Genomic DNA, 11,856 nt, shown 5'->3' with positions numbered 1-11,856 from the left:
TCATCAATTCGTTAGGGATGTCATTTTGAATTATCGCACGCATATCGTTTCTTCCTTGCTTGAAATCGGCCAGCAGCGCTGGGACGCGCTGGTCGCCGCACAGGAAGATTCCAATCCCTTCCTCTCCTTCGCCTTTCTCCACGCCCTGCACGAATCCGGCAGCGCGGCGCCGGAGACCGGCTGGCAGCCGCAGTACATCGTCCTCTACGACGGCGAGATGCTCGCCGCCGCCCTGCCCCTCTACGTCAAGGGCCACTCCTATGGCGAGTACGTGTTCGACTGGGCCTGGGCCGATGCCTACCAGCGCCACGGGGTCGAGTACTACCCGAAGCTGCTCTCGGCGATTCCTTTCACGCCGGTCGCGGGCCCGCGCCTGATGGCGGTCGATGCCGAGGCGCGCGCGGCCCTGATCGACGTGCTGGTGGCGACGCAGGCGGCAAGCGAGGTCTCGTCCACCCACGTGCTGTTCCCGCCCGAGGAACATGCGCGCCAGCTGCAGGAGGCGGGCTTCATGCTGCGCAGCGGCGTGCAGTTTCACTGGCTGAACCAGGGTTACGAGTGTTTCGACGAGTTCCTGGCGACGCTGGAGCAGAAGAAGCGCAAGAACATCCGGGCCGAACGCAGGAAAGTAGCAGAGGCCGGCGTCACCCTGCGCCGGGTGCGCGGGCGTGACGTGACCGATTCGGAATGGGTGCTGTTCAACCGCTGCTACCGGCACACCTACCAGGCGCATTACTCGACGCCCTACCTGAACCTGGATTTCTTCCGCCGCATCGGCCAGACCATGCCGGACAACATCCTGCTCGTGATCGCTTCGCGCGAAGGACGCGACATCGCGGCCTCCCTCGTCATCCACGACGAGAGCACGCTGTTCGGGCGCTACTGGGGCGAGCTGGAACACGTGCCCTGCCTGCACTTCGAGGCGGCCTATTACCAGCCGCTGGAGTTCTGCATCGAACAGGGTATCAAGGCCTTCGAAGGCGGCGCGCAGGGCGAGCACAAGATGGCGCGCGGCTTCCTGCCGACCCGCACCTGGTCGGCGCACTGGCTGGCCCACCCATCGTTTGCCGATGCGATCGAACGCTTCCTGGAGCGCGAGAAAGGCGGGATCGACGACTACATGGATGAGCTGAACGAACGCAGTCCGTTCAAGCCGGCCAGCTAGCCAGCTGGTCGAGCGCCGCCTGGAAGCGACCGGCGGGGAGTACGTAGCGGCCGTAGGCGACGCCGTCGATGGGGTCGAGGTCGCGCTCGCGCGTGAAGCCGAGGGTGGTATAGAGCCGCAGGGCGGTCGCCATCATGGGGCTCGTATGCAGGCCGATCGCCGGCGCGCCATCGCGGATCGCATGGCGCAGGCAGGCGGCCACCAGCTGGCGGCCGCCTGCCCCGGCCGCGCCGTTCGGGTGCGACGACCAGCATGCGGATCACGGCCCACTCGTCGGGGAAGATCGCGCTGCGCGGCTTCCGCCGGTCGATACGGTCGTATGAGGCAGTCCATCCGATGCTCGTCTTCCCTTGTGCAAACCTGACGAGGATATCGGCCTGGCAAGGCTGGATCCTCACGCTTTCCCACTTCCGCGGCCGAGGCTGGGTGGGCGCATGAGAATGCAAGGAGGGTGGACCAACAAAGAAGAAGGGCCGGTTTCGCCATGCGAATCCGGCCCTTCCTGGCTCGCCCATCGACGTGGGCGAAGTCTTCTTGGCGCTTAGTTCCAGCCGCCCGCGTTCGAGCGGAACTCGACGTGGAAAGGCTTGGACAGCTCGGCCTGCTTGCGCAGCACGTTCAGGGCGCGGCCATTGGCGGCCGCGAGCAGCACGCTGGCGAACTTGTTGAACAGGTTTTTCATGCTCGACTCCTCTTGGTGCGGGACCTATTCGGAGCGGCCCCGCGAAACGGTTCGATCGCAATCGCGATCCAGTACGACCGTTATAGAGGTGAGTCGGAGGAATTTCCAATTCTGATTTGCAATACCAGATATCGATCTGGTGAATGTTATTCGAGCTGCCTCCCTAGCCAGGAGCGTATCCCGTCCAGGGAGCGGAATTCCGTGACAGAACGACAGGCGATGTCGGGGTGGCGCGCCTGCAACATTCGGGACAGCGCGGCGCCGGGGCCGAGTTCCAGCGCGACGGTGATGCCCGTCTCGGCGCAGGCATCCATGCAGTCCATCCAGCGGATCGGTTCCGCGATCTGGCGCGACAGTACGCGCATGGCCAGCCGGGCATCTTCCACCTTCTCGGCCGAGATGCCGGACAGGATGGGAAATGCCGGCGCCGACCAGGCCTGGCGCGCCAGCAGTTCGGAGAATGGCGACACTGCTCCTTGCAGCAGAGGAGTGTGCGATGCCACCTCGACCGGCAACACGGTCGCGCGGCCGCCCGTTGCCAGAACGGCCTCGGCGAGTTCCTCACGCAGCGCGGCAGGGCCGCCGGCAACCACGGCGTCCTCGCCGGTCACGATCGCCGGATAAAAGCCGAAGCGCGCCAGCAGCGCCTCGATGGCCTCTTTCGGCATGCCGGACAGGGCCACCATGCCCTGCGCCGCACGCCCGTCGACGCAGGCGTCCATGAGGCCCGCACGCTCGGCCGCGATCCGCACCACCGCCAGGGGAGCAAGCGCGCCCGCGACACCGTAGGCGGCCAGTTCGCCGATGCTGTAGCCGGCCACCAGTGACGGCGCCGGGATCGTCTCGCGCAGCGCCGTCCACATGGCCAGCGTCGCCGCCACGATGGCCGGCTGGGCGAGCTGGTTGGCGAAGAGCGAGGCGCCGCCCGCCAGCTTCGCCAGCGCCGGGTCGGCAAGCCACACATCCAGCGCCCTGGAGGCGGCCGGGTCGCTGCGCGCCATGTCGAACATGGCCGGGTGCTGCGCACCCTGGCCGGGACAGAGCACGAGGAGCCGGCCCGCCATCTCAGCCCTCGCCGCCGCAGGCAGCATGCACGAAGCACACGGCGCCCAACAGGTCGGCCGCCCCACCCGGCGACAGGCGCGCCGCGACGAAATCGCGGTGGCAGGCCAGGGCCCGCGCTTCCCAGTCCGGCGCCGCGCTGCCGCCGCGTGCGACGAAGACGCGCGCCTGGCTGCGCACCCTGAGCGCACCATTGACACCGCCGCGATGGTAGACGTTGGTGTCACTGATGTGCGCCATCAGCGAGAACAGCGCGTCGATGCGCGCCCGGCGCATGCCGCGTCCCGCTCCCAGCGTGCGCTGCAGGGCCGGCAGCCCGACCTCGAACACCGAGGGGAAGCCGCGTGCGCCCTCCTCGCGCGCGCCGCTGGCGGCGTAGCGCAGGAGCGCTTTCGCGCCGTGCGATTGGGTGCCGGCGTCGACGCTGTGGGCGCCGAGCTCTGCTCCCCAGTGTGCGATCACGGCAGCCCGGATCGCGCCTGGAGATAGCAAGGCTCCCGCCGCCCGGCAGCGGCCGATCGCTGCTGACAAGAGGCCAAGGCAGAAAATCGCGCCGCGATGGGTATTGATGCCGTTCGTGGCGCGCAGCATGCGCTCCTCGGCGGCGATGCCCAGACGCTTGAGTTCGGAAAAAGAGGCCCCCGCCATGCCCGCCTCGGCGATGTGCAGGAAGTAGCGGCGCAGCGCGAACATGCTGCGTACGAAGGTCTCGGCTGTCATGTCCTGGTGGCTGCCGTTGTCGACCAGCGAGACCAGGCCTGGCTTCGGATACAGGGCCAGTTCGGCATACAGGCTGCGCACCGCCAGGCGCGCGATGCGCTGGCAGAACCGGCGGTCATGAATCGGGGCCGGCGTCCGCAGCATCCCACGGGGGTGGAGTGCGATCAGTTCAGCCATTGAGCGTCCTCCAGTGTTGCAAGGAGTTCTTCCGGCTTGACCAGCGCCACCCGCTCGAGCGCCTTGGCCAGCACCCGCGTACCGGGCGCGCTGTCGAAGGCCGCGCGCAGCTCCTTCCAGGCCACCGCACGCCCGTCGGGGAAGACGACTTCGCCATCGAGCGGCAGCGCCAACGCGTGGGTGGCAAGCAGCTCGAGGCCGGCCATCAGCTGCGCCCGGCTCAGGGGCCGCAGCAGCAGGTCGATGTCGGATTCCGGGCGTACATAATGCTGGCCGGTCAGCGCCTCCAGCGCCACCGAACCATAGACCGCCAGCCCGAGCCCGGCGCCGGCGGCTTCCTGCTCGAGGCGGGCGAGTCCTTCGCGCCATGCGAGCGGTACGGCATCGAGGGCGCCGACCAGGGGCAGCGCCCGGGTCCGGCGCCCAATGTCGGACAGTTCCACCCGGCAGGCGACGCGCAGCTTGCCGCCATCCACGGCGCGCGGCGGCATGGCGAAGCCGATCGCCACCTCGCTGGCGGCCAGGTCCGCCTCGGCGCGACGCACCACGGCGGGCCAGCCGGCGTCACGCCAGGCGTCCAGAGCGGCGAGCGCATCCTGTGGCGCACCGGCGCGCACGCGATCCCAGCCGCGGTGGGTCAGCCAGACCAGGTCATGCCGGGCGAACATGGCTGCCCGTCCTGACCGCCTCCGCGACCGGCTGCGCCAGAAGGCGCCCGCCGCGCTCGCGGCCGAGGGCCATGCGCACGTCCTCGACCGGGCTGTCGGCCAGGGCCCGCGCCAGCTCGCCCGCGAGGTCCGCGTCCTGGCCAACCCGCCAGATGCCGTGCAGGCCGCCCATGCGCAGGTAGTTCTCGGGGCCCGGCGCGAAGACCGGGTTGTCCTTGGCGAGTTCCGTCAGGCGCTCTTCGGGCACCTTGGTGATGCGCGCCATCGCCGGCAGGCCCATCACGCGGATGGTCGCCTGCGGCAACGCGTAGCAGCTGCTCGCAATCAGGCCGCTGGTGATGAAGCCGCCGGACAGGGCCTGGTCGTACACGAGGCCGACCACGGTGTGCCCCTTGCGGCGCGCCAGGTCGACGCACTTGCCAAGGTGGGCCATGTAGCTGTTGATGCCCAACATCTCGTCGCGATGGCGCAGGCGCTGGCCCATGGTGTCGACCAGGATCAGGATCGGGCGGCCGGGATGTTCCTGCACGGTGCGCAGGATGGCGCGGGCCTGGGCGAGGGCGATCTCGATGCCGATCGGGACGTGGCCGGTGGTCCCGATCACATCGATGGCCTTGCCTTGCACCCGGGCGGTGCCGGACAGGAAGTGATCGTGTTCGAGGATATCGTGGCCCTCGGGGAAGAGCTGCGTTGCCAAAGTATGCCAGTCCATCTTCACTCTCCCTTTCCGGCCTGGACGCGGTGGCGGCTCGCCAGCGCCAGGAAGGCGTCGGCATCCAGCATCGGCACGCTGGCCGGCTCGGCGATGCCGAGGCGCTGCCAGATCTCCATCGGCTCGAGCAGGCCCTCGGCCAGTGCGATGCGGCGCCCGAGCATGTCCTGTTCGCGCAGCAGGTCTTCCAGTGCCAGCCGGCTCCCTGCGGCCTTGATGTCGGCGATCGCCTGGAGCGCGGCTTGCCGGAAGGCCGCCGTGTCGTCGGGCACCAGCACCTGGCAGTCGCCCAGCAGGTAGCGGTGCTTGCCGCCGGTGGTGCGCCAGACCAGGGCGCGGTCGCGCGAGTCGAATTCCTCGACGCCGTTGGCGGTCTCGATCACCTCCGGGCCGGACATTGCCAGCCGCCCTTCCTCCGACATGATGACGGTGTTGGCGCAGCGCGCCGAGATGCCCATGCCGCCGAAGCAGCCGTTCGAGCCGCCCACCAGCGCCACCACCGGGATGCCGGCGTCGCGCGCGTCCAGCATGGCGCGCATCACCTCCGAGACCGCGATCAGGCCGGCGTTCGCCTCGTGCAGGCGCACCCCGCCCGATTCCAGCAGCAGGAGCACGGCATCGGCCCGGTCGTCGATGGCCCGGCGCAGCATGCCCACCAGCTTGGCGCCATGCACCTCGCCGACCGCACCGCCCATGAAGCCGCCCTCCTGCGCGGCGCCGTAGACGCGCAGGCCATCCAGCAGGCCGCGCCCGACCACCACGCCGTCGTCAAAGGAGACCGGTGCGTCCAGCTGGGCCAGGTGCGGGCTGGCCACGCGCGCGCTCGGCGGCAGGAATTCCTCAAAGGAGCCCGCATCGAACATGGCCGGGATGCGCTGGCGCGCCGTCAGTTCGAGGTAGCTGCTCATGGCGTGCCTCCCGTCACCGATTCGACGGCCTGGTCGAGGCGCAGGCCGACCACGGCGGGCGTGGCGCCCATGTCGTTGATGCTGATGCGCGCGTCGGCGAGCTGCCAGCGCGCGTGGAAGTCGGCCATCACGGCCTCCCAGGTGGCGCCGAAGCCGACCGCCGCGGTGCGCACCTCGATCTCGCAGGCGCCGTTCAGGTGGGCGGGTTCGATCAGCACCTCGAGGTTGCCCGAGCCGACCACGCCGACCAGCTGCGGCATGCCGGCCAGGGGGCGGCTGCCGGCTTCGAAACGAAATTGCAGGGTTTCCATTCAGACTCCTCGTTACCAGTTCCTGAAGCGCTTGGGCGGCTCGTACAGGCCGCCGGACGCACGCACCAGGCCTTTCATGTTCTTGGCGGCCAGCAGGTCGCGGGTCGCCATGCGCTTGTCGATGCCGAGATCCTCGGGGCGGCGGATCACGCCGCGGTCGCGCAGGTTCTCGACCATGCGCCTGTCGCGCCCCATGCCCACCGGGGTGTAGCCCGCCACCCCGCGGATCGCCTGCTCGCGCTCTTCCTCGCCGCGGCACAGCAGCAGGTTGGCGATGCCCTCTTCCGTCAGGATGTGGGTGACGTCGTCGCCATAGATCATCACGGGCGGAATCGCCATGCCGGCCTGTTCGGCCAGCTGCCAGGCATCCAGCTTTTCCACAAAAGCCGGCGCCATGTGCTCGCGGAAGGTCTCGACCATCTGCACCACCAGCTTCTGGCCGCGCGGGATGGTGTTGCGGCCCTCGCGCGCCTGTTGCCCGGCCTTGAGCCAGGCCGCGCTGGGGTGACGTCGGCCGCGCGCATCGGCGCCCATGTTCGGGGCGCCGCCGAAGCCGGCGATACGGCCCAGGGTCGCGGTCGAGGAATTGCCCTGCAAATCGATCTGCAGGGTCGAGCCGATGAACATATCGCAGGCATAGTGCCCGGCCGCCTGGGAAAATGCGCGGTTGCTGCGCATCGAGCCGTCCGGGCCGACAAAGAAGACGTCGTGCCGGGCGCGGATGTAGTTTTCCATGCCGAGCTCGGAGCCGAAGGAGTGCACCGACTCGACGAAACCCGCCTCGATCGCGGGAATCAGGGCCGGATGCGGGTTCAGGGCCCAGTGGCGGGCGATCTTGCCCTTCAGGCCCAGCTCGGCCGCATAGGTCGGCAGCAGCAGCTCGATGGCGGCCGTGTCGAAACCGATGCCATGATTGAGACGCTCGACCTCGTACTCGGCGTAGATGCCCTTGATCGCCATCATCGCCATCAGGACCTGGATTTCCGAGATCAATGCCGGGTCGCGCGTGAACAGCGGCTCGATGTAGTACGGGGTCGGCGACTGCACCACGTACTCGACCCAGCCGGCGGGGATGTCGACCCTCGGCAGCTTGTCGACGACCTGGTTGACCTGGGCGATCACGATGCCGCTCTTGAAGGCTGTGGCTTCGACGATGGCCGGGGTGTCCTCGGTGTTCGGGCCGGTGTAGAGGTTGCCTTCGCGGTCGGCCATCTCGGCCGCCACCAGGGCCACGCGCGGCGTCAGGTCGACGAAGTAGCGCGCGAACAGCTCCAGGTAGGTATGGATGGCGCCGATGTTCAGCTTGCCGGCCTGGGCCAGCTTGGCCAGGCGCCCCGCCTGCGGGCCGGAGAAGGAAAAGTCCAGCTTCGCCGCGATGCCCTTGTCGAACACGTCGAGGTGCTCGGGTAGCGAGAGCACCGAGAGCAGCATGTGCAGCCCGTTGACGCGCGCCGGGTCCAGGCGCGTCAGGGCCTTGCCGAGGAAATCGGCCTGCTTCTGGTTGTTGCCCTCCAGGCAGACGCGGTCGCCCGGTTCGAGCACGGCGTGCAGCAGCTCGACGATGTGGGTGGGCTGGACGACCTTGCCGTCCAGTGCGGCGCCGAGCGCTACCCGCGCGCGCGCCAGGCGCTCGCCGCGGTTGCGTTGCTGGGTATTCCAGCGGCCTTCGACTGCACTCATACGATTTCCCTTTGCAAAACCTTCAGAAGACCACGAACAGCAGCCACACCACGACCGGCGCGACCAGGGTGACGATACCGCCATAGATCATCAGCTGGCGCAGGAACACGTCGCGGTCGATGTGCTGGGCGCTGGCCAGGACCAGGGCGCCATTGGTCGAGAAGGGGCTGACGTCGACGATGGTGGACGCGACCGCCATCGCCGCGATGAAGCCGATCGGATCGACCCCGGTGCCCGACGCCAGGAAAGGCACGGCCAGCGGGATCAGGGAGCCGAGCACCGCGGTCGACGAGGCGAAGGCCGACACGATGGCGCCGACGAACAGCAGCAGCAAGGCCACCATCAGGGGCGAGGTCAGGCTGGCGACGCTGTCGCCCACCCAGGTGATGGTGCCCATCTTCTGCATCACGCCCACGTAGGTGGAGACGCCGACGATCAGCATGATCTCGGGCCAGGACACCTGGCCGATGGCGCGCTTCTGTACCTGCGGCGACAGGATCGAGATGAGCAGGCCGATCGAGATCGCGACAAAACCGATGTCGAGCTTGTACAGCAGGGTAAGGACGGCCAGCGCGATCAGGCCGACCACGGTGACGACCTGGTGCAGGTCCGGTCCCTTGTCCAGTGCTTCGCGCGGCGCGCCGGCCACGCCGCCTGCGCCCATGGTGCCGCCCACTGCCGCGGCCGCGCTGGCCGAACGCTGGGCCGTGAGGCGCTCTTCGCTGGCCGCTTCGTTCTCGGCGTCGCCATAGATCTGCGGTCCCTGCGCCGCCACCGCCACCGGCGGGCCGAAGGGCGAGATGCCGATGCCGACACCGGCCGCCCCTTTCGGCGCCGTCTGGCGCATCAGTTTCAGGCCGCCGAAGGCGAAGAACAGCACGGCGGAGACGGCGAGGTTGACGCCAAGGCTGGTGAGCGCGGTGGTCAGCTCGGAGATCGGCAGGCCGGCTTCCTGCACCACCTTGTTGGTGATGCCGCCGTAGATGCTGATCGGCGAGAAGCCGCCGCCCTGGGCGCCGTGCACCACCATCATGCCCATCATGAGCGGGTTGATGTTGTACTTGGCGGCGAAGCCGAGGGCGATCGGGGCGATGATGGCAACCGCTGCCGGGCTCACTGCACCGACCGAGGTCAGCACCGCCGTGATCGCGAACATGATCCACGGGATGGCGGCGATGCGCCCGCCCACGGCGCGCACCGCGAGCCGCACCAGCCAGTCGATGGTGCCGTTGTTCTGGGCCTGGGCGAACAGGAAAGTGATCCCGACCAGGGTCAGGAACAGCTCGGCGGGAAAGCCCGTCATGATGGCCTTGGCCTGCATGCCGGCCACGACACTGCCGACCAAAAAGGCGCCGACAAAGGCGATGACGCCCATATTGATGGGCAGCGCGGTGGCGATGACGAACATCAGCGCCAGTACGCAGATTGCGATCATGTGCGAAGACATGGCTTGCTCCTTCAAGGCGCGGCGCCAAGCGTGCTCGTGCCGCTGGTGATACGTCTCCAATGCATGTCCGGTCCCGTGGGCCGGACGTGCTCTTTTGTTATGCTATTTTGTGACGTAAAGGTAGCCTCGAATCGGGAAGCGATCAATTACGCTCGCCGTCCGACGTTTACTTTCAGCGGAACTATCGACGCTAAACGTCATCGCGCGCCTACTTCGCACCGTGCTTGAGCATGCGGCACACGGCTGCCAGCGCCAGCAGGTTCGGGTCGCGCTCGCGCACCCGCAGGAAGGACAGGCCGATGGTCTGGCGCATATGGAAGTCCGCTTTCAAGGGGATCAGCTGGACCCGGTCCCCGAAGGCGTCGCGCACCCGGCCCGGCAGCAGCGTATAGCCGATGCCGGCCCCGACCAGGTTCATCAGCGAGAAGATGTCGCCCACGCGGGTGACGATGGTGGGCGCGAAGCCGGCGATGCGGAAGGCTTCCTGGAAGCCGTTGAAGGTGACGAAGCCGTCGCGCAGGCAGACGAATTTCTCGGCCGCGCAGTCGCGCAGGTCGACCTCCTGCATGCCCGCATAGGGCGAGCCGGCGGGCGCCGCGAAGAAGACCTCGTCTTCGAACAGGGGGATCGACTCGACGTCCGGGTCCGGGTCGGGCTGGGCCATCAGGGCGGCGTCGATCGCGTTCTGCTTGAGCTTGTGCAGCAGGTCGGCGTTCGAGCCGAGCACCAGTTCGGTCTCGAGCTCCTGCTTGCGCAGCTTGATGCCGATGATGACCTCGGGGATGATCCCGGTGGTAAGCGAATACAGCGAACCGATCTTGAGGTGGTCGGCAGAGTAGCCGGCCGCCGAACGCGTCGCCGCGATGCCGTCGGCCATCAGCTTGACCACGTCGCGGCTGACGTCGGCCAGCACCTGGGCCGCCTCGTTCGGGATCAGGTTGCGGCCCTGCAGGCTGAACAGCTGGCAGCTCATCGCCTCTTCCAGCGAATGCAGGGCGCGGTGCACGCTCACCGTGCTGATGTCGAGCATGCGCGCGGCGGCGTTCAGGTTGCCGCCCTCCATGTAGGCGAGCAGGACTTCGAGTTTGCGGAAGGTGATGTCGTCGCTGATGCGGCTGCGCATGGAATCCCTTTTCGATGTGGATGGATATGAGGATACCGTAGGGTGGCCGGGTTCCCCGACCGCGCGCTCAAATCCCGTATGAACGGACGCCGCGCATGATGTTCACGCGCCGGTTGCGCGCGCGGTCGGCGGAGCCGACCACCCTACTCCTCAACAAATAAATCGGGGTGGCTTTCGGCGCATTCGCGCAGCAGGTTCCACACCACCTTCACCCGCCGCAGCCGGTACAGGTCGGTCGGCGCCGCCAGCCAGAACGAGCGCTCGGCCTGGAAACCCGGCAGCACCCGCACCAGCCTCCCATCGTTCGGCACCGCATAGGGCGGCGCCATCATCAGTCCCATGCCCAGCGAGGCCGCCTCGAGCTGCCCCGTCATGCCCGAGCAGCAGATGCGGCGGCGCGGCGTGAAGCCGAGCTCGTTCAGGTAGGAGAGTTCGCGGCTGGCCAGCCGGTCCTGCACGTAGTCGACGAAATCGTGGCGCGCCAGGTCGGCCTGGGTGCGGATCGGCGGGTGCCGCGCCAGGTAGCCCGGGGAGGCGTACAGATAGAAATGGAAGGACGCCAGGCGCGTGACCATGTAGCGCCCGGTGGTGGGCGGGTCCAGCATCACGCCCAGGTCGGCCTCGCGGTTGGCGAGGTTGGCGAAGCGCGGCAGGTTCAGCAGGTCGATCGACAGGTCCGGATGCTGCTCGAGCAGGGTCGCGAGCAGCGGCGCCACCACCCGCACGCCGAAGACCTCCGGCACGCCCAGGCGCACCACGCCGTGCGCCGCCACTTCCGCCCCGCCGATCTGCTCGGCGGCGGCCAGCGCCGCCCCTTCCATCGCTTCCGCGTGCGGCAGCAGGGCCTGGCCGACCTCGGTCAATTCATAGCCCTCGCGCGAGCGGTCGAACAGGGTCGAGCCCAGCTGCGCTTCCAGCCGGTCGATGCGGCGCGCCACGGTCGTGTGCTCGACCTCCAGCCGGCGCGAGGCCCCGGAGAGGGTGCCGGCGCGCGCCAGCTCGAGGAAGAAACGCAGGTCGGTCCACTCGGGCAGCGTATTCATGGGCTCGCTTTCACGACTCGTTGTTCGATATCAAGATGACATATTGTGCACCAGTGCACATTCCCTCTGCAATCGCCTGAGGCTTTTTCCATATTGCAGCGCACAAACGGTGCAGCACCGGAATCTTCCCTCGTCAAGACACGCACAGCCGCGGTGCA

At 68.1% G+C, this 11,856-nt stretch carries 13 protein-coding genes; 1 reads left to right on the top strand and 12 read right to left on the bottom strand.

Annotation, left to right across the window (positions count from 1 at the left end; translation table 11 throughout):
- Window positions 1-25 precede the first annotated feature (25 nt).
- Complete coding sequence (locus ACQ7JA_RS02115) at window positions 26-1,165, top strand: GNAT family N-acetyltransferase (RefSeq protein ID WP_430894254.1); 1,140 nt, start codon at window positions 26-28, stop codon at window positions 1,163-1,165.
- Here the strand turns inward: ACQ7JA_RS02115 and ACQ7JA_RS02110 are convergent.
- The 12 genes from ACQ7JA_RS02110 to ACQ7JA_RS02055 form a co-directional block, all read right to left on the bottom strand.
- Window positions 1,149-1,367: a hypothetical protein gene (locus ACQ7JA_RS02110; RefSeq protein WP_430894253.1), complete on the bottom strand. Its 219-nt coding sequence runs from the start codon at window positions 1,365-1,367 to the stop codon at window positions 1,149-1,151. The genes ACQ7JA_RS02115 and ACQ7JA_RS02110 overlap by 17 nt on opposite strands.
- 339 nt (window positions 1,368-1,706) lie before the next feature.
- Window positions 1,707-1,847 carry a hypothetical protein gene (locus ACQ7JA_RS02105; protein WP_430894252.1) on the bottom strand — a complete coding sequence of 47 codons (141 nt, stop codon included), beginning with the start codon at window positions 1,845-1,847 and terminating at the stop codon, window positions 1,707-1,709.
- Between the two features lie 146 nt (window positions 1,848-1,993).
- Window positions 1,994-2,911, bottom strand: coding sequence for an ACP S-malonyltransferase (locus ACQ7JA_RS02100; RefSeq protein ID WP_430894251.1), 918 nt, complete (start codon window positions 2,909-2,911; stop codon window positions 1,994-1,996).
- Window position 2,912: 1 nt separating this feature from the next.
- Window positions 2,913-3,806, bottom strand: coding sequence for a triphosphoribosyl-dephospho-CoA synthase MdcB (gene mdcB / locus ACQ7JA_RS02095; RefSeq protein WP_430894250.1), 894 nt, complete (start codon window positions 3,804-3,806; stop codon window positions 2,913-2,915).
- On the bottom strand, window positions 3,794-4,474 hold the full coding sequence (mdcG, locus tag ACQ7JA_RS02090; RefSeq protein ID WP_430894249.1) for a malonate decarboxylase holo-[acyl-carrier-protein] synthase: 681 nt from the start codon (window positions 4,472-4,474) through the stop codon (window positions 3,794-3,796). Before mdcG ends, mdcB begins: the two co-directional genes overlap by 13 nt.
- Complete coding sequence (locus ACQ7JA_RS02085; RefSeq protein ID WP_430894248.1) at window positions 4,458-5,186, bottom strand: biotin-independent malonate decarboxylase subunit gamma; 729 nt, start codon at window positions 5,184-5,186, stop codon at window positions 4,458-4,460. The genes mdcG and ACQ7JA_RS02085 overlap by 17 nt, the downstream gene beginning before the upstream one ends.
- A 2-nt stretch (window positions 5,187-5,188) precedes the next feature.
- Entirely contained in the window at window positions 5,189-6,094 is a 906-nt protein-coding gene (locus ACQ7JA_RS02080) for a biotin-independent malonate decarboxylase subunit beta (RefSeq protein WP_430894247.1), read from the bottom strand.
- Window positions 6,091-6,405: a malonate decarboxylase acyl carrier protein gene (gene mdcC, locus ACQ7JA_RS02075; RefSeq protein WP_430894246.1), complete on the bottom strand. Its 315-nt coding sequence runs from the start codon at window positions 6,403-6,405 to the stop codon at window positions 6,091-6,093. The genes ACQ7JA_RS02080 and mdcC overlap by 4 nt, the downstream gene beginning before the upstream one ends.
- A 12-nt stretch (window positions 6,406-6,417) precedes the next feature.
- On the bottom strand, window positions 6,418-8,085 hold the full coding sequence (mdcA, locus tag ACQ7JA_RS02070; protein ID WP_430894245.1) for a malonate decarboxylase subunit alpha: 1,668 nt from the start codon (window positions 8,083-8,085) through the stop codon (window positions 6,418-6,420).
- Between the two features lie 22 nt (window positions 8,086-8,107).
- Window positions 8,108-9,532, bottom strand: a complete 1,425-nt coding sequence (locus ACQ7JA_RS02065; RefSeq protein ID WP_430894244.1) for an SLC13 family permease — start codon at window positions 9,530-9,532, stop codon at window positions 8,108-8,110.
- Between the two features lie 208 nt (window positions 9,533-9,740).
- Window positions 9,741-10,655, bottom strand: coding sequence for a LysR family transcriptional regulator (locus tag ACQ7JA_RS02060; RefSeq protein WP_430894243.1), 915 nt, complete (start codon window positions 10,653-10,655; stop codon window positions 9,741-9,743).
- 143 nt (window positions 10,656-10,798) lie between these two features.
- On the bottom strand, window positions 10,799-11,698 hold the full coding sequence (locus ACQ7JA_RS02055; RefSeq protein WP_430894242.1) for a LysR family transcriptional regulator: 900 nt from the start codon (window positions 11,696-11,698) through the stop codon (window positions 10,799-10,801).
- Between the last annotated feature and the right edge of the window lie 158 nt (window positions 11,699-11,856).

Source organism: Massilia sp. BKSP1R2A-1 (assembly GCF_050586525.1).
Classification (GTDB): Bacteria; Pseudomonadota; Gammaproteobacteria; order Burkholderiales; family Burkholderiaceae_D; genus Telluria.
This window is presented reverse-complemented; position numbering and strand designations above follow the sequence as displayed.